The sequence below is a fragment of the Scytonema hofmannii PCC 7110 genome (genome assembly GCF_000346485.2).
GTDB classification, from domain to species: domain Bacteria; phylum Cyanobacteriota; class Cyanobacteriia; order Cyanobacteriales; family Nostocaceae; genus Scytonema; species Scytonema hofmannii.
Window position 1 is genome coordinate 11606666 of the sequence record NZ_KQ976354.1, and the last position, 25373, is coordinate 11632038.

Genomic DNA, 25373 nt, shown 5'->3' on the forward strand with positions numbered 1-25373 from the left:
AATCTATCCCTTTGAAATTATTGAAACTGGATTTAATCAATGGCCAATTCCCATGTCTGACATGAATGAATCTCAGGAAAGGCAACCAAATACTTGTTAAAAATATTTTCATCTCTCGCCTTCAAAAACTTCGTCAAACAAACAAATATAAATATATATTTCCCAAATAGAACAATTAAAAATTTTGCTTCAAAAATTTTTAAGCTTTACACAAATTAGGGAATGAATTATCGACATCTATAAATACTGATTATCTTGAGCTTGGATAAACTCAATTGATGTCAACAAAGCTGGCAAAAGCCAGTATTGTTGCAATAAGCAATCAGCATTTTATTTGTAGAAACGAGAGAATCATTTCACAATGTGCAATGCTCAACAACAACAATAATAGTTGGTTTATTTATGCCCAATTGGCTTATTCAGAGACTTTTGCCGAGCATATTTACTTACTTGCTTGTTTCTCATCAAATACAGTAGATGAAACTAAAAAATAATTAACCCTGAAGGAAATACTTTTATGTATCTATGTTTGATTTTGCAGCAAATTATTGGATATCAACTTCATTGTTCAAAAATATTTACAATATTTACAGTTAGGCGATAACACTAATCCTATAAGCTTGTTTCTACTATCGTTGTTTTAACGATTAAATAATATCCTGAAAATTTAAACAAAATACATTCCTCCATTGTGTTATCTTATACACAATACACTTCACTTGATTTTGAACGCTGAGCAGGTGTCGATAAGCTTGAACACAAAAACAATTAAATCTTGTTATTTAAGTACTACAAAACATTTCTGTAATTTTCAGGTACCCTCTGGGGTACTTTTTGCTTGCATTAAGTAGCCATCATGAAATGCGTACACTGGATCTGATGAAATTAGGCAATGGGCAAGAGGCTTTGCAACAAGAGACTGTGGGTTTACACTTATAATGTGCTAGGAGGTCATATGTCACAGCATCTTGCCGTCACCATAACTGATGTAGAAGCCGCAGCCAAACGGTTGGCTGGTGTTGCTCACCGCACCCCCGTTCTGACCTCAAGAACTGTGAGCGATCGCACTCACTCTCAGGTATTCTTTAAATGCGAAAACTTTCAACGCACGGGGTCATTTAAGTTTAGAGGTGCATACAACGCCTTATCACAATTACCAAAAGAACAGAAACAAAAAGGTGTACTCACCTTTTCATCTGGAAATCACGCTCAAGGAATAGCACTCGCCGGACAACTCCTCAAAATTCCTACCACAGTCGCCATGCCAGATGACGCCCCATCTGTTAAACTAGACGCCACTCGCGGTTATGGTGCTGAGGTAATTTTGTATAATCGCAAGCAAACCAACAGAGAAGAATTAGCCCACAATCTACTAAAAGAAAAGGCGCTGACACTAATTCCTCCCTACGATCATCCTCATATCGTAGCGGGACAAGGTACAGCAGCCAAAGAACTCATTGAGGAAGTTGGTGAACTAGACTTACTGTTAGTGTGTTGCGGTGGTGGCGGTTTACTCTCAGGTTGCGCTGTTGCAACCAAAGCAGCTTTACCCAATTGTCGGATCATTGGAGTAGAACCAGCCCTTGCTGACGATGCAACACGTTCCTTTCACACCAAAACTTTGCAAACAGTAGACAATCCCGATACCATTGCTGATGGTGCGCGTACTCCTTCTCTAGGGAAAATTACTTTCCCATTGGTACTGCATTACGTTGATGATATGGTCACCGTATCTGAGGAAGCTATTGTTCGCACCATGTTCTTTTTATGGGAACGTCTCAAAATTGTCGTTGAACCAACTGGAGTCCTAGCCGCCGCAGCTTTATTGGAAGGTGTTGTGAAAGCACCAGGGGCTAGAGTTGGCGTAATTATTACTGGTGGTAACGTAGATTTAAAATCAGTGACCAGTCATCAGTGACCAGTGACCAGTGACCAGTGACCAGTAATCAGTGACCAGTTAATCCCCATATTTGAACAATAGATTTTTTGCACAAATTATAGATTTCATCTGCGTACATCAGCGTTCATCTGCGGTTAATTAACCATGTTTTCCGTAACTATAATTTTAAAACTTGTACCGCTTTACACTTGGTCACTGGTCACTGGTCACTGGTCACTGTTAAGGTAACCAAAACTCTGGTAAAATCGATTTACCAATTTGACGTGCAGTTCTGTTCGCAATTCTTGCCAGTTGGATGTGAGCCTCATCTACCTCCACAGGTATAATTTGTGCAGGCGAACCCTCTCCCAAATAAGAAACCACTAAATTCGCCGCTTCCAATCCCGTCACATAAGCCTTTTCCTGCGACCATGAACCATGACGGTTCACAATCCAATCACCACTCATAAACACGTTTTTAAAACTTGTCCTTGCTGGTAACATATAGCGATAGCTACCAGGAGCAAAGTGAGAAACCGCCTGTGGTAAACGAATCACACTGCGATCGCTAACTTTTGCTTCCCCAAATGCTGGTACGCAAGTTGTTAAATAACGCTGGACTGTCTGTACAATTTCCTCATTCTCCAACGAAAGAAACTGATTGGCGTGATAAAAATCAACTTCAACAACGGTTCCCGGTTCGTTACGGTACTCGTCATGCAATGCATTTAAATCAAAAAATGTCCAGCCTGTGGTTGCATCAAATCCAAAACAAGCATTGGAAGGACGCTGAATATCAATTTTGCGGTCAAACCACAGCCGAGTTGCGAGAACATCAATTGCTCCTAAATTGCCCACATTGCGGAATTCTTCTCGACTTTGCAAGCTGGGGCTGTTGGCAAGAATCTTTTTCATACCCGCGATCCCAACAGCAAAAATCACTGCATCGGTATCAAAAACTTCATCTCCACAAACAACCCCTGTTGCTCGATTCTCACTATCAACCATTAGGTCGGTGACGCGACGGTTTGCCAGTACCTTGGCTCCAGCTTGTTCTATACGTTCTACCCAAGGGCGAAAGATTTTTTCTCCTACAGTTCCCCGACACCAAACAACGTCAAAATCTGGTTGATGCGCCAGGATAAAATAGTAAAGCATCCCTATAGCTGCTGCTGCAGAGCATTGTTCCCCAGGTGCAAACAAGCCCACCAGTAACATGGGTTCAAAAGATTCGCGGTAAAGCCGTGCAGAAACACCAAAATCTTTGAATAATTCGCGGGCTGTCACAAAGTCATAACGCCGCCATGCTTCATCGGAATTATCGAAATCGATAACGGCGTAGAGTAAAGGTAGGGCGCTCATGCGATCGATAAGTGGCAAGCGCTTAAACTGGGTGTAGAGAAAAGTTCCTAAGGGTGTTGGGAGTCGCGGTAAGTTTTGAAAAATCGGTGATTCAACTTCCAATCCCAAGGGTGAATATTGAGACGAACGAGTCCAAGTGGTAAAAGGGTTAATTTCCAATTCATCGATTAAGGCAAAGATATTCCTATATGGATACCAAAAGCCATGAATACCCGCTTCCACGGAACGTCCTGCTGCTGTTTTCCAACCTGCGACCAAACCACCTGGATAAGAACCTGCTTCTAAAAGTGTCACGTCATACCCTTGTTTGGCTAAGTGGTAAGTTGCTCCTAAACCAGCCCATCCCGCACCAACAACTACCACCCGTTTACTATGTGACACTTCTGCCATACTAGCCTCCGTTTATGTCTATTATCCAATATAAAATTTTCAGGTGGGCTGTGGTAGGTTTAATTTTTTTTAGTGAAATATACTGACAAACAAAATTGAGTTCAAAAGAAATCGCTAAAAAAACAGTTGCGGGTAATCTTGGCTTCGGAGTATAACCAAGAACATATTCATCCTTTGGTTAGGAGCAGTCAGAATGAATTCATCAGTAAATGCTAAAGCCACTCTCAATGACTTTCAAGTTAGAGATGGCATTTATTTTCCCAAAGACTACGAAGATTTGAACAGTACAGAGCAAAAACAAAGATGGGACAGAATTGGGAAAACTTACTACGGCTCTCAAAAAATTGAACAAGCTGAGGAGACATCGCCACTGAAACAAGATTACACTCTCCTCACCGGAAGACCTGGAGAGACTTGGAATAAGTTTCCGCTCAATAAATCAGTTGATTCTATTCTTGAGATTGGTTGCGGTTACGGGAGAATTCCATTGTTTTTATCAAAAGATAAGAACTTGCAATGCCAGAAATATTACGGTATTGATATTTCAGAGCCTCTACTGCGCCGTTTACTAAAGTGTAAGCAGGAGTATGATTTTTTTCCTGGAGCAGAATTTTTTATTATTTGTGCCTCGGCTGAACTGTTACCTCTAGAAGATAATTCTGTAGACTTAATCATTTCTAACTGTGTATTTATGCATATACCAGAGGTACAAATTAGAACCCTTATGGTAGAAATGTCTCGCGTCCTCAAGCCCGGAGGAACTTTTGTTTTCAATCATTCTTTCCACAATAAAGCTTGCCCATCCCATAAAATCCACAATGTTGTGAGAAAGTTAAGTCCTGTCAAAAACGCAGTGTATCTCAAACAATACTCTGCAGATGAAATTACAGCGATGTTAGATGCTTCTGGGATAAAAGCGAAGTGTCCGCAATATATTGTCGAACCAACACAAGAGTATGCTATTGTTCCAGAAACAATCAAAGGTATCCGAGTGCCTTTTTCTAAAGCAATCAACAGTCGTTTAAAACCTTCATCGGCTTCTATGAAAGAAACTTTTGCTTACGGCTTTAATGCTTATAGTACTCAACTAGTTTAAAGGCTTTCAAATCAAACGATAGCCTTCTTGTAAAAGTTCAAAAAATGAGTAATTAACCGCAGATGCACGCAGATGCACGCAGATGAAATCTGCCTACATATCTTGTGGTGCGGGCATCTTGCCCGCCATTATACAAGAATGGGCATCTTGCCCGTCATTATACAAGAACAGGCAAGGATGCCCGTCCCACAAGATAGTAGAATTTTTCTTTGACAGTTTTCTTATTCATAGAGCTAATTCTCGAACAATAATGCCTTCTTTAAAAATTGCTAACTACCACTCATCAATCTAACAGGTCTTCTGCGAGATTGTTGAATTTTAAAGAAGCATTGTGAAATGGCAAGACGGGGAGGCGAAATGCAAAAATTGCACCGTGAGGACTGCGATTTTCTGCCCAGATTGTACCCCCATGGGCTGCAATTATCTGACGAGTTAAATATAACCCCAATCCCGAACCTTTTGCATGACGATCGCTGTGTCCTTGATAAAATCGCTCAAACAGATGTGGTAGTTCTTCTGGGGTAATTCCCGCCCCGGTATCCATGACTTTAGCCGTTTGATAAGAAGAACCAGGTTCCAGCACAACTTCTATTTTGCCACCTCTAGGAGTGTGGTTAATGGCATTGGTGAGAAGATTGGTGAAAACTCGTTGCAACTGGAAAGCATCTCCTTCAACCCAGAGGTACTTGCGAAAGTCTGATTCCCCATAGTTAAATGTAATGTAAACTCGACGACTAGAAGCTAGCCCAATCAAGGTTGTGGCGGCTTCCTCCGCAATGACAACCAAATTAACTGGTGCCAACTCTAACTTTAACCCCTCTAGGTCGTTACGATAAACATCTAAAAGCGTTTCTACCATTTGTAAACTGGTTTGATGACTGCGAATCATGGTAGCGATGACTTTCTTTTGTGCGGAAACCACAGGACCAAAATTTTCTCGCTCCAATGCTTGCAAGGTTTCAATTGCCCCAAGTAAGGGAGTTTTTAGGTCGTGGGTTAAAGTAGAAGCAAAGTCTTCTCGCACGCTAGCTAGTTTTTCTTGAGCTTGAAGTTTTGCTTGTTGTTGTAAGAGGACTTTTTGGTAAACTCGGTTGCGATCGCTCAGAATACTAGTGACCACGAGTGCTACGATAGCAATTAATCTGCTTGCAATTGTGGAGAAGCTCACAACGTCGTTCCCCGGAACCCAAATGTTGACCATCGTAAGAAAACACGCCGCCAGAGTGACTTGTATTGTTGCCATTCGATTGAAGCGAGGATTTGCCAATAGAATAGGCGCAATGTAGAGGTAACCGAATACGTAGTCTGGCGGAGTTACAAACTCTAGCAGCCCAACAATAGCAAACATCGCAACAATGAGACAGAATGTACGCCAACGAGGGTCTGTGACATAAATAGCAAGTTTAAAAGGTACCATTTATAGGAATCCTATATGATTTTTGTCCAGAACCCTGACTTCTTAAAGAAGTCGGGGTTCTAAATTTTCATGCAATCGATAGATAAATTTAAAAAACTATTTACTAAAGCTAACAAATTTTCAAATTTTTAGCATTTTTTAGTTTAAAATGCTAAATTCATTTGACATTTTATCTGTTCTATACTTGTAGATATATATGTGTTTAGTGAACTAAACGAGTTCTGGGTAAAGAAGTATATCCTAATGCATAACCAAGTAATAAATGTAAATTTATATCTTGTCATTTGTTAATAAAAGCTCCATGATTAAATTGAAGTATGCAATTTTTTTTATGTGAGTTGTTAGCTTTTTAACGGCAAAATACTTTTTTCTGAGATTTAGAACAACAGACTTACTAATATTGGAGTTTGATTAAACTCATGTTACAGGGATGGATTCAAATTGTATTAACGCTACTGATTGTGGTAGCGATTACACCCTTTTTTGGACGTTATATAGCGCGTGTCTTTCAGGAGCAAAGCACATTTCTCGACCCTTTTTTAAACCCAGTTGAGCGAGTCCTTTATTCTTTGGTTGGGGTTAGAGCCAAAGAAGACATGACGGGACTGCAGTATGCACGAGCAATTGTATACAGCAATATAGTGATGGCATTGCTGATATTCTTCATCATTATGAGTCAGGGATGGCTGCCTTTCAATCCAACGGGTGTAGGTGCGCCTACGTGGGATACAGCATTGCATACCACCATCTCCTTTATCACCAATACCAACCAGCAGCATTACTCTGGGGAAACCTACATGAGCTATGCCAGCCAAATGTGGGGATTGGGGTATCATATGTTTACCTCAGCAGCAACGGGTTTGGCAGTTGGCATTGCTTTTATTCGTGGGTTAACGGGTAGACCGTTGGGTAACTTTTATGTAGACTTAATTCGGGCAATTACTCGGATTTTACTGCCTATTAGCATTGTCGGCACCATCGTTCTAATTGCGGCTGGTATTCCAGAAACTCTAGCTGGTCCTGTTGTAGTTCCTACCTTAGAAAACCCTACCATCAGTCAAGCGATCGCTCGCGGTCCTGTTGCCCATTATGAAATCATCAAAGAACTAGGTGAAAATGGCGGTGGCTTTTTTGCTATCAACTCAGCACACCCATTTGAAAATCCAAATGGCTTCACCAACCTCATCCAGCTTGTGGCAATTCTTTCAATACCTGCTTCACTCATTTACACATACGGTATCTTTGCCAATAATCTTAAACAAGCTTGGTTAGTTTATAGCATTCCGGTGGCAATTCTCATAGCCTTTGTCATTGTTACAGCCATTGGTGAATTCAATGGTAATCCTGCTGTAAATGCGATCTTAGGCAGTTCACAACCAAATTTAGAGGGTAAGGAAGTCCGATTTGGTTGGGCGCAATCTGCTTTATATGCAGCAATTACCACCGCAAGTATGTGTGGTGCTGTGAATAGCTTGCATGACTCATTTATGCCTAATGGTGGGTTCGTAACTCTCTCCAATATGTTCCTTCAAATTGTCTTTGGAGGACAAGGTACGGGAACAGCTTACCTTTTTGCATACCTCATTTTGGCAGTCTTCGTGACAGGTTTGATGGTAGGACGGACACCAGAATTTTTAGGGCGCAAAATAGAAAAGCGTGAAGTGGTGCTGGCAAGTTTTCTAATTCTTTTAGTTCACCCAATCGCCATTCTCATACCCTCCGGAATTACCTTAGCATTTCCCGACCAACTTGCAGGAATTAGCAATCCGGGCTTCCATGGTTTTGCTCAGGTTATCTATGAATACGCCTCAGCTGCTGCTAATAACGGTTCTGGATTTGAAGGTTTAGGCGATTCACAACCATCACCTATCGCGATCGCAACAGGTGCAAAAACGACTGCAACTGCCCTATGGTGGAACCTAAGCACTTGCTTCAGTTTGTTAGCAGGAAGGTATATTCCCATCATCGGTTTGCTGTTCCTAGCAGATAGTATGTCTCGAAAACAGCTTGTTCCCTTTACCTCTGGTACATTGCGTACTGACACTGGATTATTTACAGGTGTCACAGCAGGTGTAATTTTAATCTTAGGCGCACTAACCTTCTTTCCAGTGTTAGCCTTCGGACCAATTGGGGAAGCGTTTTTTATTAAAGGATAAATTGCCCTCATCCCCAACCCTTCTCCCAAAGGGAGAAGGGAGCGGTGAATTCTTGTCCCCTCTCCCAAAGGGAGAGGGCTAGGGTGAGGGCTAATCTTAAGGGTTTAACTAGGTTCATACATTGATTCAGCAACGCCGAATGGTATTTATTCCTTTGGCAATTTGTATTTCATACTTCATACATATGCAAACCTCTACCGAGCCATCATCATCATCTCGTCCGCCCCGTACTCCCCAAGGAAGCCGAGACTCGCGCAGACACACCCCTAAAGCAGATATGCGGGGACTCTATCAAAGGGCAATTAAAGAGTCATTTGTCAAGCTCAATCCTCGAATTGCTATTAAAAACCCAGTCATGTTTATCGTCTGGGTAGGTACAATTGTCACTTTTTTAGTCACTCTTGACCCGAATCTATTTGGTACCATACAAGCAGATACAAACCAACAACGCTTGTTAAATGGGTTAATTACCTTGATTTTATTTTTCACAGTTCTGTTTGCTAACTTTGCAGAAGCTGTTGCAGAAGGACGTGGAAAAGCACAAGCAGATTCTTTGCGATCGACAAGAACTGATACTGTTGCGCGTAAAGTCTTGACAGATGGCAATGTACAGGAAGTTAATTCCACAGAACTGCGACGGGGTGATATCGTCAAGGTTATAGCAGGAGATATGGTTCCTGCTGATGGAGAAGTGATTAAGGGTCTGGGATCGGTTGACGAATCTGCAATTACTGGGGAATCCGCGCCCGTACTCAAACAACCAGGTACAGATATTGCCAGTTCGGTGACAGGAGGTACGCGCCTGTTATCCGACGAATTGACCATTCGCATTACAGCCGATCCGGGTCAAGGCTTTATCGATCGCATGATTTCTCTGGTAGAAGGAGCAGAACGTTCAAAAACTCCCAACGAAATTGCTCTTACAGTACTCCTCGCAGTTTTAACCCAAGTCTTTTTAATAGTAGTATCAACGATTCCGCCCTTTGCTGGTTTTATTGCCAATTTTGTGAATACCGTCTACGGTGCTGAAGCTGGAAACAGCTTGCGTGCTGGTGCTAGTATTGCCATCTTGATCTCTCTACTAGTTGCTTTGATTCCCACCACAATTGGTGGATTGCTAAGTGCTATTGGGATCGCCGGGATGGATAGAGTCGCTCAGTTTAACGTGATAGCAACATCTGGTCGTGCGGTGGAGGCTTGCGGTGATATCAACACACTGGTACTGGATAAAACTGGTACTATCACCTTGGGTAACCGCATGGCTGACGAATTTATACCTATCAACGGTCACTCAGTAGAAGACGTAGCAAAAGTTGCCCTTGCTGCTAGTGTGTTTGATGAGACGCCAGAAGGTAAATCTATCGTAGGGCTTGCTGAAAGACTTCGGGCTGGAAAAGATTTTGATACCAATAACGCTGAAGGTGTAGAATTTTCTGCCAAAACCCGCATGAGTGGTACCAATTTACCTAATGGCAAACAAGTTCGTAAAGGAGCAGTAGATGCCATTAAAGGGTTTGTCCGTTCTCGTAGTGGTAACGTTCCTGATGAATTAGATGCAGCCTACGAGCGAGTTTCTCGATTGGGCGGTACACCATTGGCTGTGTGTCAGGATAATGAGATCTATGGCGTCATTTACCTCAAAGATATTGTCAAACCGGGCTTGCGAGAACGATTCGACCAACTCCGTAGGATGGGAGTCAAGACCATTATGCTTACAGGTGATAACCGAATTACAGCATCAGTTATTGCTGAAGAAGCAGGGGTAGATGATTTCATTGCTGAAGCAACTCCAGAAGACAAAATAGAAGTCATTCGCACCGAACAATCTCAAGGCAAACTCGTTGCGATGACCGGAGATGGTACCAATGACGCACCAGCACTTGCTCAAGCAAACGTGGGTTTAGCAATGAACTCCGGTACGCAAGCTGCTAAAGAAGCGGCTAACATGGTGGACTTAGACTCTGACCCCACCAAATTGATTGACTTAGTCACAATTGGTAAACAGTTGCTGATTACTCGCGGAGCATTGACAACTTTCTCTATTGCAAACGATATTGCAAAGTATTTTGCCATTATTCCCACCATCTTTGCAGCAGCAGGAATTGGCGCATTGAACATCATGGGTTTAAAGAGCGCTCAATCTGCTATAATCTCGGCGCTGATTTACAATGCCCTGATTATCCCAGTACTGATACCCCTTGCTTTAAAAGGTGTGAAGTTCCGTCCCTTGAAGGCAGATCAGTTGCTAAGACGCAACATCTTTATCTATGGATTGGGTGGCATCATTGCGCCTTTCATTGCTATTAAATTGATAGATATTATCTTGCCATTGTCTTGAAACAGTGACCAGTGACCAGTGACCAGTGACCAGTGACCATCAACCACTAACAACTAACAACTAACAACTAACCAAATACTATGAAACTCATTCAAAAAGCTCAGGCAATAGAAACTGTAACCGAAATTTGGTCTGAATGGCGGAGGCAAAAGCTGCCATTGTATCTATTCCTGGCAATGTGCTTTAACCTTGTGGTTGCACCTATGGTTTATGCTGCTACCGATCAAACGTTTTCCCGAAGTCAGGCTTGGGCTTTGGGTCTGTTGGGACTGGTAACAGTAGGACTTTCTATTTATCTATTTTTCGTCATGTTTGTACCGGAGCGTTTCTAATGAGTTTTGTACGTGATGCAGGTAGAGCAGTTCGTTCTACCATTGTACTTTGGGTGATTACAGCTATTATCTATCCTTTTGTTGCGATCGCCATTGGACAAATTATGTTGCCTTATCAAGCCAATGGCAGTCTGATAAAAAATGCTGAAGGTAATGTTATCGGTTCTGCTTTGATTGGTCAACCCTTTACGTCCGATCGCTATTTCAACAGTCGCCCCAGTACTACCAGCTACAGTACGGCAGATCCAAAAAAGGATGAAGCCCAAGTTCTGAAAACTGGAGTATCTGGCGCTAGTAACTTCGCCCCAAGCAATCCAGCATTAATTGAGCGTATTGCAGGCAAAGCTGACCCCGATCCCAGCAAACGAGTTGAAGGTGATTTTAATCGTTTGAAAAATGCGGGCGTGCAACCAACTGCTGATTTAGTATACACCTCTGGTTCCAGCCTTGACCCCCATATTACTCCTGAAGCTGCTAAAGCACAAATACTAAGAGTAGCCAAAACACGAGGACTTCCACCCAATCAATTGGAAGCCCTGATTTCTCAAAACACTGATGGTCGTTTTCTGGGCTTTTTTGGTGAACCTGGGGTAAATGTGTTGAAGCTAAATCTTGCTTTGGATGCAATTAAACGATAAAGGATAAAAACTGCTTATTTCATCTTTACCCTTGATATTTTCCAATACTACTTGGATAAGCTGGAACAGAAACCCGGTTTCTCCCTTGAAACCGGGTTTCTTGCAGCGCGAAGAACTCTTAATCGAGCAGTATTGTCATACTTTCTTGGAGATGCCAATTTGCTGTTAAATAATCGCTACCGTATTCTCAAGTCCCTCGGACAAGGTGGTTTTGGTAAAACTTTTCTTGTCATAACAGCTACTTTCCTCTTTGATGAGACAAAACCTTATATTGGGATTTATGAAAACTTTTTCTCCAAACGAGAACAGCTCTTACTCCTCTACCCTTTCACCCAATAGTACATATATTCGTGCTGCCCGTCGTGGCAAACACAAGATTTTTATTGGTATGGCTCCTGGTGTGGGAAAAACCTACAGGATGTTGGATGAAGCTTGGCGGCTCAAGCAAGATGGTATAGACGTTGTGATTGGATGGTTGGAAACTCACGATCGCTCAGAAACATCAGCTAAAGCCCAAGGTTTAGAAGTCATTCCACGAAAGATAGTAGAACAGGGTGGGTTGACACTGACAGAAATGGATACTGATGCTATCCTTGCTCGTCAGCCTCAGTTAGTTTTGGTGGATGAGTTGGCACATACCAATATACCTGGTGTAGACAGAGAAAGACGCTACCAAGATGTAGAAGTTCTTTTGGCGACGGGAATTGATGTCTACTCTACCGTCAACATTCAACACTTAGAAAGTCTCAGCACTCAGGTTACTCAGATTACAGGAATTGCCGAGCAAGAGTGTATACCCGATTGCTTGTTAGAAATTGCAGATCAAGTAGTCGTGGTAGATGTCACTCCAGAAACATTAGAAGAGCGATTGTTGGATGGTAAGATTTACCCAACACAAAAGATTGAAGAATTTCAACCTAATTTATTTCAACGTCCTAACCTAGTTATTTTGAGGGAGTTAGCATTACGACAAGTCGCTGACAACATAGAGAAAAAAGAAATTCAGGAAGCCAGCCGACTCAACTGTAATGGGAAGGCTTCCAACGGGAATGTTTGTAGCGTTCACGAACGGATATTGGTTTGCGTTTCTACCGAACCAAATTCTTTGCGACTCGTGAGGCGAGGAGCAAGGTTAGCTGATTATATGAATGCATCTCTCTACGTTTTGTTTGTCAAAAATACCGAACATTTCTTGACAAAAGCGGAAGCATTACATATTGAAACCTGTGAGAGACTCTGTCAAGAGTTTAAGGGTAATTTCTTACAAGTTTGTGGTCGTAATGCAGCAGAAGAAATTGCTCGGGTTGCAAAATTACACCGAATAACTCAAGTAGTTATAGGGCAAACTCGTCGCTCTCGTTGGCAAATTTTTTTTCGTGGATCTTTAATTCAACAACTTGTTTGCTGTCTTACCCATATTGACCTTCACATTATCTCTACTGAAAAATGAGCAATGGTTAGTGGTTAGTAGTTAGTTGCCAATAACCACTAACTACTAACCACTAACCACTAACTAATCCGTTATCCCTTTAACGATCGCATCAGACATTGTTTCTACATCTAGTAAATTTATATCTTTTTGCGAATCAATAAAACAGCACTCTACTAAAATGGCTGGCATATTTGTATTTTTAACAACATACAAATGACTGCCATCTTTAACACCACGATTCACAAATCCTAGTTTGACAATTTCATTTAATACAGACTGTGCAATTTTTCTACCTGCTTCACTCATAGCAAAGACTTCAGTTCCATATGCTTTTCCGTTAAAGGCATTGAAATGGATAGAGACAAAAATATCAACTCGAGCATTATTTGCTGTTTGGCATCTTTTAGCAAGTGATTCTCTGACTGTATCAGCTTGTGATGGTTTGCATGATACCACTTCATGCCCTAAATCTTTTAACTTAGATATAACTCTAGTACCTACATCTAAAGTGAGATTATCCTCAATTTTGATTCCTTGTGCTCCTGTATCTGGAGGGCAATTATGTCCAATATCAATTGCAAATTTCATTTTCTGTACCTCAGATAATTAGGTGACTTTCTCTTTAGGATTACAATTGTAGTTGTCAAATTAAGCGATGTTTAGCAACAGCAGGAATCAGTAGTTCTCTAAAAAATAGGTTATAATCAATCATCTACAAATGGTTTTACGAACATTCTTGAGATTTATTACCGTCTTTTCTCTTCGGATAATGACTCATTTTTTATAGAAAAACTAGGAGAAATTTACTTAATTTTAACTGTGAATGGAAAACAAGGATTGAGACAGTGACCAGTGACTAATTAATTTCCATACTTAAAAGTAGCGAATTTGAATCATGAATCAATTTCTTGTGTTCTGTAAATAAATTTAAGAGATTGTACCATATACATAATGAGTTAAAAATTACCAGTCACCGCTCGCTGTTAAAGTAGCCAACACTCTAGCTAGCTCGATTTACCAATTTAATGTGTGGTTCTGTTCGCGATTCTTGTCAGTTGGATGTGAGTTTCGTCTGTGTCCACGGGTATAATATGAATAAAAAATACCAGTAAACTAGCTAAATTGAATGGACGATAACACAAAAAAAGAAGAATTCAGCTATGCTTATGTAAAATTACTTGCTTCTGTAAGCGGTTTTATTGTAACTGATGCAAGTAGAGCGCTAGACAATGCAGGCATAGACATAACTATTAGAGCACCTGGTATAATAAAAGGGATATTCTCGCCCGGTATTGATGCACAAGTTAAATGCACATCCCAAGATGTAGTTAAAGATACATTTATTAAGTATCTTTACCAGTCAAAAATTATAGGAGGTTAATAGGTAAATCTGCCGTCTCTCAAATATTAATAATAGTGGTAGTGCCTAAAGATCTATCAAATGTTATAAAAATTTTACAGAATGAAACATTTGTTAAAAGCTGCGCTTATTGGACATCTTTGAAGGGAAGACAAGATACCAGTAATGATGAAACTATCACTATTGAAATTCCAAAAGAAAATGTATTGATATGTCAAGTTTTAAAAGACCAAATAGAAAATGAAGCCGAAAGAAAAATGAGATTGTTAGATTTAGAAGATTTAATTTAGCTAAATTAGGTAAAGACAATGAGTAATTTAATATACTTAAATGACAAGCATATATCTCCAAATCAAATAGTTATATATTTGGAAAAATCTGGATGGAAGAAAATAAAAGAAGCAGAGGGTATATCTGCCTGGATATACAATAGAGCAAATAAAAAAGTTGGAATTTTTGTACCTTTAATGGATGATTTTGTGGATTATAGAGAAAGAATTTTAGAAGTTTTAGATACTCTGGAAGAAATTGAAAGACGCTCAAAATATGAAATTATTCAAGATAGAACCCCGGTTTCTTCAAGAAACCGGGGTTCTGACACCTCATCGCTTCTTCACAAAAACTCTTCTTTTAGATAAGAGATTGTAAAGAAATCAAACCGAGCGCAGTAGTTTTTGGCCAAGAGTTTGTATCTATATTACTTAAAAACCGTAGATTTGGCCGCAAATTTCCGTAACTTCACGGAATGTTTACAAGAATTCGATTTTAAGTGTTACCAATGATTACAGCTTTTAAAGCTGGAAGGCGATCCAATATTGCTCGGATAAGATAACTCGATTGACATTTCAACCCAGTAGAGACGTTGGAGTGCAACGTCTTTACATACCTGTTATGCGATCGCACTTGGCTAAGTTCTATCTATTTCCTCTGACAAGAACGATTCTTTTAGAAGATGCTTCTCATAAACGATTTCATAGGGTTGATACCCTGCTTTACGGTAGAACATTGCGGCTCTTTCATTGCTATATAACAAACCGACTCTGACAACTTCTAACTTTAAATTGATGAACCAATTCTCAGCCGCTTTCATCAGTGCAGCACCTACTCCTCGTTCTCGCGTCGTTGCTAAAACGTATAAATCGGATATGTAACCGTATTTTCGCTCCCGCTCGACAATATGCAAGTCACCTTCATCAAGTTCTTCTACAAAACAGACTACAAAACCAATGATTCTCTCGTTGGACTGGGCTACATAAATCTGACCATCTTGCTTCTTAACAATTTCTTCGAGATAAGCAAAATGTCCATTCCCAATTTGAGAACCTGATGGTCTGTTAGGATGAAATTCAGATTCAACATCTTGAAGCAATTCCATTAATATGACCAGAATCGGACGATCTTGAGGCTCGGCAGTGCGAATTGTAAAATCAGATGGCATAAATTAGTATTCCATATCGAATCAAGATTGTACCCATCAATTTACAATGTGGTATGTGAAAAGATGACAGTCAAAATATAGTGAAGCGTTTCTTCGCGATTGTCTAATGGCAAGTGGTAAGTTTTATCTGGCTCTAAAGGAGAAATATCTTCTTTGGTATCCAGTTCTTCGGCTAGGATACGGATTAACTTCAGCTTTAGGCTATAGAAACAAAGATTTATCCAAACTGTATTGACATACCGTGGAGATGGATAGTTCACCGACACTCGCGACTCATGACTAACTGTCCATTAGCCAGTCGATACACACCTTCTGGTTCAACAATGCGATCGCCTGTAAAATACTGAATCTGCCAAGCGAAGACTCTATGGTCTTATTACTCCTTTGATAATTGTAAGCTAACTACCTAGAAGGTATGTACGAACACCCCACCCGGTCGATTTTCTTCAGCCAACTAGAGCGCCGGTACAGTAGTCAAAATGGGGGCAAAAAACCCGGTTCCTGTGGTCAAGCTTAATATCTCGTATGCGTATAGACGCGCTATGGGGTGTCTCTACAAAGAAACCGGATTTTTGTGATTTCTGTACTGGTGCTCTAGGAGTGCTAATACTAAAAGTATCTTTAAACCAACCTCCTCCTACAATTCCCTCGAATTCTAATTGAAAAAATTCAATTAATTCACTTTCGGTAGCTTGTAAGTTATTGATTTGGATGTTAGCCATTGTTGAATATTCTCCAAAAAAGGTTTTTGTCTGTTTTTGAATTCGGCTTACTCTTGCCTCTTTCCATGACTATACTCTCTAATTTTCTTAGTGTTTTCAATAGATTTTCAATAAAGAATGTTGTTTATACCTAAATTTAGAGGAACCTAATTCTTTTTATTCAATCAATTACGCTTTCGGAATCTAAATTTATAAATAAAGTTATCTTTTTTTGAATCAAAATTACTACATTTAAGCTCTATTTTGTAATTAAATACCTCATTTACTCGCTGATAACCAAGAACCCCAGTTTCTTTGAAACTGAGGTTCTGAAGCTGTTATCATCGCATCCATCAAATTACAATAGAGTTTTCTGCAATCTTAAATGTACGATGATGCACTTATCAATGATAAATCATGCATCTTAACCATCTTTTATCAATTTTATTAGAGAATAATCTATAACCCTTACCATTATGGACTTTTGCAACAAGGGAAATTAAATGACAATAAGGGAGATGCGTTCACGAAGTGGCGGCTTCCGCATCGCCAAAAACTTGATTATGTCTATTGTTCAAAAGAGATAAAGTATTTTTATCTAGCCAGAGTGATAGAAGCGGGTTAATCAGCATGAATGCTGAAGGAATAATCTCTACACTTTTTTACTCTGTAAGTAGTCAAAATATTACACCAGTTCTTACTGACTAAACAAGGCGTATCAACAGATCCAAATTTAAATCTCTTTACAGATCTCTCTTAAACGAGCGGCTGTAAGCGTTAGTCCTTGTTGTTTCAACGTTTCTAAAGACTCTTCCACTGTTTTAGGAGGATTTTTAAGAGTCTTTCTTTGTCTTTGAGCCGTTTCACAAACTACTGTAAAATTTTGGTTAAGCAAGTTAAGGAGAAAATTATCTGGGGACTGCGCTTCAATTCGATATAAATTTAAAACTTTTGCCGGAAAATCACTTAAATTAAATGTAATAATAATATTAGCACGGCAATGAATTGCGGCGGCGAGGATGTGCCTGTCATCAGGATCGGAAAGTTGTAAATCAGGAATAATTGATTCATAACCTGTGACTAGACAGTTTGGGACACTACTATTCATCGCTAGGAAAAGTATTAAAGAAGACAATTAAAAAAATCATCTAAAATAGAAAGAGAACACTAAGAAAAGCTGTGAATTTCAGGTATGAAACGGATTGTCCTGGTAGCTGGATTTGAATCGTTCAACGCTGACTTATACCGCAAGGCAGCTTTTTTGGCAACCACCCGTGTGGATGAGTTGGATATTCGGGTGTTTAGCGATCGCGACATAACCACAAAGCGTACTGAGGTAGAAGCAGCCCTAAAAGATGCTGATGTCTTTTTTGGTAGTTTGCTGTTCGATTATGACCAAGTACTCTGGTTGCGCGATCGCATCTCTGGTATCCCCATCCGCTTGGTGTTTGAATCAGCATTAGAATTAATGAGTTTAACTAAACTGGGTGCATTTGCCATTGGGGATAAGCCTAAAGGAATGCCTAAGCCAGTAAAGTTCATCCTGGACAAATTTAGTAATGGACGAGAAGAAGACAAGCTAGCAGGTTACATTAGTTTTTTAAAAATAGGACCAAAGTTATTAAAATTTGTGCCAGTACAAAAAGTACAAGATTTACGTAACTGGCTAATTATATATGGATATTGGAATGCAGGCGGACCTGAGAACGTCGCGGCTTTATTTTGGACATTAGCAGAAAAATACTTAGGTTTGAAAGTTGGGGATATTCCCGCACCAGTGGAAACCCCAAATATGGGACTACTCCATCCCGACTACGCTGGTTATTTTGAATCACCCCGTCAGTATTTGGAGTGGTATCAGAGTGAGGGAATAGGGAATAGGGAATGGGGAATAGGGGAAATTCCTACTCCCTACTCCCCACTCCCCATTGCCCCTTATCCCCAGAGGGGGCCCCGAGTTCCCCACTCCCCAATTGTTGGAATTCTTCTATACCGCAAACACGTTGTTACAAAACAACCTTACATTCCTCAACTGATCCGCCGTTTTGAAGAAGCAGGTTTAATACCTTTACCTATCTTTATTAATGGTGTAGAAGGTCATGTCGCAGTGCGGGATTGGATGACAACCGATTACGAAAGCCAAGCGAGACAACAAGGACACGTAGAAACTCTCTCCCTTTCTCCGGAAGCAGTTCAAGTCGATGCGATCGTTTCCACAATTGGCTTTCCCCTAGTTGGCGGTCCCGCAGGTTCCATGGAAGCTGGGCGTCAAGTGGATGTAGCAAAACGCATCCTCAGTGCTAAAAATGTACCCTATATTGTCGCTGCACCGTTACTGATTCAAGATATTCACTCGTGGACGCGACAAGGTGTTGGGGGATTGCAAAGTGTTGTTTTATATGCTTTACCAGAATTAGATGGAGCAATTGATACTGTTCCCCTCGGTGGGTTAGTAGGAGAAAATATTTATTTAGTTCCAGAAAGAGTACAGCGACTCATCGGGAGAGTGAAAAGTTGGATTCATCTCCGACAAAAACCAGTGTCTGAAAGAAAGATTGCAATTATTCTCTACGGTTTTCCTCCTGGATATGGTGCTGTGGGAACAGCTGCATTGTTAAATGTACCGCGCAGTCTTTTGAAGTTTCTTTATGCGCTGAGAGAACAAGGTTATACCGTTGGAGATTTGCCTGAAGATGGGGAAGAGTTGATTCGCTTGGTGAAAGAGTCAGATGAAGATTTTGTTGAAAAAACTCAAGTGACAGTGAATGTTAGGAAGTTAGAAAAATGGTTGGGATATCTCCGCACATCCCGGATTGAGAAACAATGGAAATCTCTGACGGGAACAGGTATTAAAACTTATGGTGATGAGTTTCACATTGGTGGTGTTTGGCTGGGAAATGTTTGGATAGGCGTACAGCCACCGTTGGGATTACAAGGTGACCCCATGCGGTTGATGTTTGAACGGGATTTAACGCCTCATCCTCAGTATGCTGCTTTTTACAAATGGTTGCAAAATGAGTTTCAAGCTGATGCTGTGGTTCATTTTGGCATGCACGGTACTGTAGAATGGTTGCCCGGATCTCCTTTGGGGAATACGGGTTATTCTTGGTCTGATATTTTGTTGGGAGATTTGCCGAATCTCTATATATATGCGGCGAATAATCCTTCGGAATCTATTTTGGCGAAGCGTCGCGGTTATGGGACGATCGTTTCTCACAATGTACCTCCTTATGGTCGTGCGGGGTTGTATAAGGAGTTGGTGGCGTTGCGGGATTTGATTTCGGAGTATCGAGAAGATCGGGAAAAGAATTATCTGCTGAAGGAGGCAATTTGTAAGAAGATTCTGGATGCGGGTTTGGATGCGGATTGTCCTTTTGAGGATGCTAAACGTTTGGGAATAAGTTTTAGTGTCGAGAATGTTCGGATGTTTAGCGATCGCGTTTTTAATGATTATCTTGTCAAGTTGTATGAGTATTTGCAGGTTTTGGAGTATCGGTTGTTCTCTTCTGGGTTGCACGTTTTGGGGGATGCGCCTGGGGAGGAGGAGTTAGCTGCGTATTTGGAGGCTTATTTTGGGAATGAACCGCAAAGACGCAAAGAGCGCGAAGAGGAAGAGGAGGGGTTGATTAGAGGGTTGTTGGGTCAAACGACTGATGAGTTGACGAATTTGTTGCGGGGTTTAAATGGAGAGTTTATTCTTCCTGCGCCTGGGGGGGATTTGTTGCGGGATGGTGCTGGTGTTTTACCAACGGGTAGGAATATTCATGCTTTAGATCCTTATAGAATGCCTTCTCCTGCGGCTTTTGAGCGAGGACGGGAAATTGGGCAAAAAATTATTGCTCAGCATTTGCAAGAACATGGGGTGTATCCGGAGACTGTGGCGGTGATGTTATGGGGTTTGGATGCGATTAAGACTAAGGGGGAATCTTTGGGGATTCTTTTGGAGTTGGTGGGTGCGGAACCGGTGAAGGAGGGTACGGGGCGAATTGTGCGGTATGAGTTGAAGTCTTTGGCGGAGGTGGGACATCCCCGCATTGATGTTTTGGCTAATTTGTCGGGAATTTTTCGGGATAGTTTTGTCAATATTATTGAGTTGTTGGACGATTTGTTTCTTCGGGCGGCTGAGGCTGAGGAACCTGAGGAGCAAAATTTTATTAGAAAGCATGCTCTTGCGTTGAAGGCGCAAGGGGTGGAGAATGCATCAGCAAGGTTATTTTCTAATCCATCTGGTGATTTTGGTTCTTTGGTAAATGACCGGGTGGTTGATGGTAATTGGGAATCTGGGGATGAGTTGGGGGATACTTGGAAGGGTCGCAATGTGTTTAGTTATGGGAGACAGGATAAGGGTCAAGCTAGACCGGAGGTTTTGACTCAGCTTTTGCAGAGTACCAGTCGCATTGTTCAAGAAATTGATTCTGTGGAATATGGTTTGACGGATATTCAGGAGTACTATGCCAATACGGGGGGTTTGAAGAAAGCTGCAGAACAACAGCGCGGTAAGAAGGTGACAACGAGTTTTGTGGAGAGTTTCTCGAAGGATACCACACCTCGGAGTTTGGATGATTTGTTGAGGATGGAGTATCGGACTAAGTTGCTGAATCCCAAATGGGCGGAAGCAATGGCGAGTCAGGGTTCGGGGGGTGCTTATGAGATTTCGCAACGGATGACGGCGCTGATTGGTTGGGGCGGTACTGCGGATTTTACGGATGGTTGGGTATATGACCAAGCTGCTGATACTTATGCTTTAGATGGGGAGATGGCAGAGAAATTGCGTCAGGCAAATCCGGAAGCGTTCCGCAATATTGTAGCAAGGATGTTGGAGGCAAATGGACGGGGTTTCTGGCAACCTAGCGAGGAGAAGTTGCAGAAGTTACGCGAGTTGTATGAGTTGACAGATGAGGAATTGGAGGGGGTGAGGCGTGGCTGAGTAAAATTCGCTCTGGCGGGAAGATAACGAAGGAAGAACTTTTTGCGTTCTATCCGCTTGGGGATCAACAAGCAGCTTTCAAAGCTTCGTTGCGAGACAAGATCGCCTCTACATCTAAGCAGATCGATCCTAAAACTGGAAAGCCTTACTTGGGGGAACGCTTAATTGAACGAGTAGCACAGAAACATTTTGGAGGGGATTGGTAATGGATTGTAATGTAAGCTGATACTTTGAGCGAGGTGATTTACAGCTAGATATATCGAACTTGATTTTGCATCTTGTCTGCTGTCACTTGATTGAGAATTACCAGCAAACGTTTTGCAATTTCTTGAGGTGAGCGACGAACAGCAAAAATTACACCATAATGCATCTGACTTGAATCAAAATACATCTGCACGAGTTCTTCAAAATCTATTCTATTGTGAGTGATTAGCGTTCTTGCTTGACTCACAGCATAGGCAAATTGCTCTGCATCCGTTGCATGGAGTTGTCCTGCATCTCGTGCAGTAATCGCATCAAAACCTCTCGCTTTAAGCACTTCAGCTATTAAGACATTAACATCTTCATCTAAGTACAAACTAATAAAAAGACTACTCATATATCTCTAAGCAATGGATCGATTAATTCATCTGAGATATGGTTTCGTTCAATGTAGCTATTAATTTCATCTTGATGATCGCTGTAATAAGTCAATGCGCTAAATACCTGTCCCAACGTAAGATGAGGCATCCCTTTGGGAATTTCTTCAGGGGAAACACCCATACGCCAAGTTTCGAAAATTGCTCTAACAGGTGTACGGGTTCCCTCAATAATTGGTTCGCCGCTTAAAATTTCATCATCTCTAACAATATAAAGATATTTTGTTGCTTGAACCATCGCTGTCTCCAAAACTATCTGTGACTTATTGTAGCGTTTGCACACTTAACAAACTAGAACACTCAACTATATTGGCACATCTTAAATAGTAAATTAAGTTGTACCAGTTTCTGGGAATAAGCTCAACCCCATCCTGTATTCTATCATTAGTGATATATCAGTATAAACACGAAGTTTAACGTCTTTACGAAGCAGGTATTATCAACAAATCGCTTAACTTTAGGGATTATCCGGAAATTACACTCGAAGTATTGTATTTCTTCACTAGGATTTGTGGATGTATCAAATTATCGGTTTGACAATATACTCGTAAGTAGTATTAAAGGCTTGAGGGTAATACTTGTAACTATCCGGAGACAGTGGCGGTGATGTTATGGGGTTTGGATGCGATTAAGACTAAAGGGGAATCTTTGGGGATTCTTTTGGAGTTGGTGGGTGCGGAATCGGTGAAGGAGGGTACGGGGCGGATTGTGCGGTATGAGTTGAAGTGTTTATTCCTGCCTGGGTTTTACCTCAAATTCCTGTTTGGAGCGATAAAAGCAAACATCAAATTCTAGAAAAAAGTTTGTTTGTCCAAGTATCAATGGAGCATTGGCACTTTTTACCCAAGCAAACGCTAATCTTACGGGCGCAAAATCACCTATCTGGGCAATAGCGAACAAAGGCATTGCTGGTTGGTTGCTAAGATTGCCTGCTAATCGAAGAATTGCTTTGCTATCGTCCCAAACTCCATCAAGCTGGACACCAATTTCGTAGGGCAAAACGTTAATTGTTGCACCACTATCTACCAAACCAACAACCTCTACCAATCGCTCGTTAATGTGGAGAATCAACGGAATTCTTGGCAAGCTGTCAAACTCGTTTTGAGATGGATTGGTAGTTGAGTATTTAAAACGCATATGATTGTATTTAATCGCTTTATTGAGTTTGCTCCATTGCTTGCATTAGGAGTTCTCCAACACCAAAGTTATCATAGGGTGTTGGCAAGTCGTAAGTTTTATATGGCTCTAGAGGAGAGATATCTTCTTTGGTATCCAGTTCTTCAGCTAGGATACGGATTAACTTCAGCTTTTCTTGTGGGGAAAGTTGTTGAATTGCAGGAAGGAGTTCGGTTAAAGTCATTATTCGGTTGACCGCTATTTTTTCCGCTCGACTTTCTTCTACATCATATCTCAGCGATCGTGTATCTGACTTTCCACATCCCGTGAAAAGTCAGGGTGCGTTAGCACAACCGTAACGCACCACCAAGTTCTTTCATCTGTTACGTCAAGCAACTGCATATCCTGTATGGGGACGAACGTTAGGTGGATGAAATCCTAACACGATCTTATCTTTGGGAATTCCTGCGTCTACTAATTCATAGGTAACGCCATCTTCTGTATCATCCCGTTGCACCCACACTTTGCCATCAATAATTTCAATATGGACTAAACAACCATGAATTCGCTTCACACCATCCCAGCCCAAAGTAACGAGTAGATAGTTATCATTTTCGCTATCAAAGACTGTTTTACAATGAATGTCTCCGTGGGAGTAAGGAATTTGTGTATATGGAATTAATACATCTTTAATAATGCGTCGATAAGCGTCTAAGGTATCCATTGCACAATCGTCTCACTATCAGGATTGAATACGACTAGATAAAGATTCTCGCTCTCTATTAAAAGTTTACCAATTGGTTCCTCAAACAAAGCCGTAAATATATTGTCGCGTACTGCTAAATACAATGTCCGTTCAGGTTCAAGACGCCGAATAACAGCCCGGTAAGTGACAAATCCTCCTATAGCGGATTTTAAATCTTCCATTTCCGAAGGACTCACAAAACTTTTAATTTCTACAGCTATCTTTTTATTTCCCTGTTCTGCTGCTAGCAGTCGTTGTGCTCCCAAATCTACATACATATCTTTCTGCCCCCATTTTAGATGCAAAGGGTCGTCTGTAATTGTCCAACCGTCTTTAAGCAAAGCGTTTTTAACAGCATCATGATAGATATCTCTTGCTGGCATATCAAAATAAATTAGTACAAATGCTGAAGAAATTGTGTTTCAGTATCCATCTTTACACATAGCCAAACGTTTTTCAGTGCAATGAATCACGAGCGTCAACTCATTCAACAAGTGAATGGATAAGTGAGGAGAATCTACAGTCAATGGCAAATGACTTGCAAGAATGGGAGGAATACTCCTCCCCTTACATCAAGAAACAGTATTAATTCATAGTTACTTTTTCTTCAGTTTTCTTAGCTGTCAACTTTTTCTTTAGTGCAGCAAGTAATCCTGCTGCTATAGTTCCTCCTATCGTCGCAGGTTCGGGAACTTGCTTTGTGACTACCGGATTATTCGTGCTATCAAAGCTACCGGAAGGAGCACCAACACTAGCTGTAGGAGACGCGTATGACTCTATTAGAAATCCTGTGCTACTATCCAAATCGCTACCAACAATACTTAACAAAAAAAGCTCTCCTTTAGTGAAAAAATTACCATTTGGTTGGAGTGGTATATCTCTTAGAGCATAATACCCTCCTGAAAGCTCTGCTAATTCTCCTTGTGATGGGACTTCTTCAAGTCGTTGGGTGAAAGCAGGAGCAATATTATTACCTGACCAATTGGCTTCAAAATCATCAAATTCATTGATGGAAGAGTTACTGGGAACAAACTCAATCAAACCATTCCCATTTGAATCTGTACCTGAGAAAAAGCCGGACAAGGAACCACCACCAGAAAAACCATCTACAAAGAAAGATATTTTGGCAGCATTTGCGGGATTTGCTTCAAAAGCAAAACCTAAAGCAACTCCAGCAAGTGTAATTGTGAGTTTAGACAAACATGATTTCATGGAAATTACCCTAATACTTAAAACGTGTAAAGTAGGATGAGGATGAACTTTTAAACCAAGACTATTAAGAGCGAACAGGTTATTTTCTACGAAAATAGCTGTGGCTAACGAACTACATCGCTTCTTCACAAAAACTCTTCTTTTAGATAAGAGATTGTAAAGAAATCAAACCGAGCGCAGTAGTTTTTGGCCAAGA

The 25373-nt window shown here is 40.9% G+C and carries 25 protein-coding genes and 2 pseudogenes; 13 read left to right on the plus strand and 14 right to left on the minus strand.

Annotated features, from left to right (window positions below; genetic code table 11):
- Positions 1–278: 278 nt before the first annotated feature.
- The gene (locus tag WA1_RS57890) at positions 279–494 is read left to right on the plus strand and encodes a hypothetical protein (RefSeq protein WP_017742317.1); all 216 of its coding nucleotides are present in this window, start codon (positions 279–281) and stop codon (positions 492–494) included.
- Between the two features lie 461 nt (positions 495–955).
- Positions 956–1918, plus strand: coding sequence for a threo-3-hydroxy-L-aspartate ammonia-lyase (locus tag WA1_RS48820; protein ID WP_017742316.1), 963 nt, complete (start codon positions 956–958; stop codon positions 1916–1918).
- Between the two features lie 201 nt (positions 1919–2119).
- Here WA1_RS48820 and WA1_RS48825 read toward each other — a convergent pair whose 3' ends face one another.
- Complete coding sequence (locus tag WA1_RS48825) at positions 2120–3631, minus strand: hydroxysqualene dehydroxylase (protein WP_017742315.1); 1512 nt, start codon at positions 3629–3631, stop codon at positions 2120–2122.
- A 193-nt stretch (positions 3632–3824) separates the two neighbouring features.
- Here WA1_RS48825 and WA1_RS48830 point away from each other — a divergent pair, with 193 nt between their 5' ends.
- Entirely contained in the window at positions 3825–4727 is a 903-nt protein-coding gene (locus WA1_RS48830) for a class I SAM-dependent methyltransferase (protein WP_017742314.1), read from the plus strand.
- 283 nt (positions 4728–5010) lie between these two features.
- On the opposite strand, the gene WA1_RS48835 is transcribed toward WA1_RS48830, so the two are convergent.
- Positions 5011–6144 carry a sensor histidine kinase gene (locus tag WA1_RS48835; RefSeq protein WP_017742313.1) on the minus strand — a complete coding sequence of 378 codons (1134 nt, stop codon included), beginning with the start codon at positions 6142–6144 and terminating at the stop codon, positions 5011–5013.
- Between the two features lie 419 nt (positions 6145–6563).
- Here WA1_RS48835 and kdpA point away from each other — a divergent pair, with 419 nt between their 5' ends.
- The 5 genes from kdpA (at position 6564) to WA1_RS48860 (ending at position 13058) form a co-directional block, all read left to right on the plus strand.
- Positions 6564–8300 (plus strand): potassium-transporting ATPase subunit KdpA, encoded by a 1737-nt coding sequence (gene kdpA / locus WA1_RS48840; protein ID WP_017742312.1) that lies wholly within the window; start codon positions 6564–6566, stop codon positions 8298–8300.
- Positions 8301–8484: 184 nt separating this feature from the next.
- On the plus strand, positions 8485–10638 hold the full coding sequence (gene kdpB / locus WA1_RS48845) for a potassium-transporting ATPase subunit KdpB (protein WP_026134529.1): 2154 nt from the start codon (positions 8485–8487) through the stop codon (positions 10636–10638).
- 80 nt (positions 10639–10718) lie between these two features.
- Positions 10719–10970 (plus strand): potassium-transporting ATPase subunit F, encoded by a 252-nt coding sequence (locus tag WA1_RS48850; protein WP_017742310.1) that lies wholly within the window; start codon positions 10719–10721, stop codon positions 10968–10970.
- On the plus strand, positions 10970–11608 hold the full coding sequence (gene kdpC / locus WA1_RS48855; RefSeq protein ID WP_017742309.1) for a K(+)-transporting ATPase subunit C: 639 nt from the start codon (positions 10970–10972) through the stop codon (positions 11606–11608). The genes WA1_RS48850 and kdpC overlap by 1 nt, the downstream gene beginning before the upstream one ends.
- 280 nt (positions 11609–11888) lie before the next feature.
- Entirely contained in the window at positions 11889–13058 is a 1170-nt protein-coding gene (locus WA1_RS48860) for a universal stress protein (RefSeq protein WP_033334837.1), read from the plus strand.
- A 69-nt stretch (positions 13059–13127) separates the two neighbouring features.
- On the opposite strand, the pseudogene WA1_RS48865 reads toward WA1_RS48860, so the two are convergent.
- Positions 13128–13628, minus strand: a pseudogene (locus WA1_RS48865) (N-acetylmuramoyl-L-alanine amidase); the annotation flags it as partial.
- Positions 13629–14166: 538 nt separating this feature from the next.
- Between WA1_RS48865 and WA1_RS59100 the strand changes: the two are divergent.
- The 3 genes from WA1_RS59100 to WA1_RS48880 are packed head-to-tail and all read left to right on the plus strand — an operon-like array spanning position 14167 to position 15038.
- Positions 14167–14421, plus strand: coding sequence for a DUF4365 domain-containing protein (locus tag WA1_RS59100; RefSeq protein ID WP_017742305.1), 255 nt, complete (start codon positions 14167–14169; stop codon positions 14419–14421).
- 35 nt (positions 14422–14456) lie between these two features.
- Positions 14457–14690 (plus strand): hypothetical protein, encoded by a 234-nt coding sequence (locus tag WA1_RS59105; RefSeq protein ID WP_017742304.1) that lies wholly within the window; start codon positions 14457–14459, stop codon positions 14688–14690.
- 18 nt (positions 14691–14708) lie between these two features.
- A complete protein-coding gene (locus WA1_RS48880) occupies positions 14709–15038 on the plus strand; it encodes a hypothetical protein (RefSeq protein ID WP_017742303.1) in 330 nt (109 codons plus the stop codon).
- A 269-nt stretch (positions 15039–15307) separates the two neighbouring features.
- Here WA1_RS48880 and WA1_RS48885 read toward each other — a convergent pair whose 3' ends face one another.
- From WA1_RS48885 to WA1_RS48900, 4 genes are all read right to left on the minus strand, one after another.
- Positions 15308–15838 (minus strand): GNAT family N-acetyltransferase, encoded by a 531-nt coding sequence (locus WA1_RS48885; RefSeq protein WP_017742302.1) that lies wholly within the window; start codon positions 15836–15838, stop codon positions 15308–15310.
- Positions 15839–15879: 41 nt separating this feature from the next.
- A complete protein-coding gene (locus tag WA1_RS48890; protein ID WP_017742301.1) occupies positions 15880–16098 on the minus strand; it encodes a hypothetical protein in 219 nt (72 codons plus the stop codon).
- 186 nt (positions 16099–16284) lie between these two features.
- Complete coding sequence (locus tag WA1_RS48895; RefSeq protein WP_017742300.1) at positions 16285–16560, minus strand: hypothetical protein; 276 nt, start codon at positions 16558–16560, stop codon at positions 16285–16287.
- A gap of 712 nt (positions 16561–17272) precedes the next feature.
- Positions 17273–17647 (minus strand): VapC50 family PIN domain-containing toxin, encoded by a 375-nt coding sequence (locus WA1_RS48900; RefSeq protein ID WP_017742299.1) that lies wholly within the window; start codon positions 17645–17647, stop codon positions 17273–17275.
- A gap of 84 nt (positions 17648–17731) precedes the next feature.
- Between WA1_RS48900 and bchH the strand changes: the two genes are divergently transcribed.
- Positions 17732–21466: a magnesium chelatase subunit H gene (gene bchH / locus WA1_RS48905; RefSeq protein WP_017742298.1), complete on the plus strand. Its 3735-nt coding sequence runs from the start codon at positions 17732–17734 to the stop codon at positions 21464–21466.
- A gap of 250 nt (positions 21467–21716) precedes the next feature.
- On the opposite strand, the gene WA1_RS48910 is transcribed toward bchH, so the two are convergent.
- Positions 21717–22064: a DUF5615 family PIN-like protein gene (locus WA1_RS48910; protein WP_017742297.1), complete on the minus strand. Its 348-nt coding sequence runs from the start codon at positions 22062–22064 to the stop codon at positions 21717–21719.
- Positions 22061–22342: a DUF433 domain-containing protein gene (locus tag WA1_RS48915; RefSeq protein WP_017742296.1), complete on the minus strand. Its 282-nt coding sequence runs from the start codon at positions 22340–22342 to the stop codon at positions 22061–22063. Before WA1_RS48915 ends, WA1_RS48910 begins: the two co-directional genes overlap by 4 nt.
- Before the next feature lie 347 nt (positions 22343–22689).
- Here WA1_RS48915 and WA1_RS62045 point away from each other — a divergent pair.
- A pseudogene (locus WA1_RS62045) lies at positions 22690–22836 on the plus strand (cobaltochelatase subunit CobN); the annotation flags it as partial.
- Here the strand turns inward: WA1_RS62045 and WA1_RS48920 are convergent.
- The 5 genes from WA1_RS48920 to WA1_RS48940 form a co-directional block, all read right to left on the minus strand.
- On the minus strand, positions 22834–23241 hold the full coding sequence (locus WA1_RS48920) for a hypothetical protein (protein WP_017742295.1): 408 nt from the start codon (positions 23239–23241) through the stop codon (positions 22834–22836). The pseudogene WA1_RS62045 and the gene WA1_RS48920 overlap by 3 nt on opposite strands.
- A gap of 19 nt (positions 23242–23260) precedes the next feature.
- Positions 23261–23464, minus strand: coding sequence for a hypothetical protein (locus WA1_RS48925; protein ID WP_017742294.1), 204 nt, complete (start codon positions 23462–23464; stop codon positions 23261–23263).
- A gap of 144 nt (positions 23465–23608) precedes the next feature.
- A complete protein-coding gene (locus WA1_RS48930) occupies positions 23609–23944 on the minus strand; it encodes a XisI protein (protein ID WP_017742293.1) in 336 nt (111 codons plus the stop codon).
- Complete coding sequence (locus WA1_RS48935) at positions 23932–24348, minus strand: XisH family protein (RefSeq protein ID WP_017742292.1); 417 nt, start codon at positions 24346–24348, stop codon at positions 23932–23934. Before WA1_RS48935 ends, WA1_RS48930 begins: the two co-directional genes overlap by 13 nt.
- A gap of 202 nt (positions 24349–24550) precedes the next feature.
- Positions 24551–25306, minus strand: coding sequence for a PEP-CTERM sorting domain-containing protein (locus tag WA1_RS48940; protein ID WP_148662914.1), 756 nt, complete (start codon positions 25304–25306; stop codon positions 24551–24553).
- Positions 25307–25373: the final 67 nt, after the last annotated feature.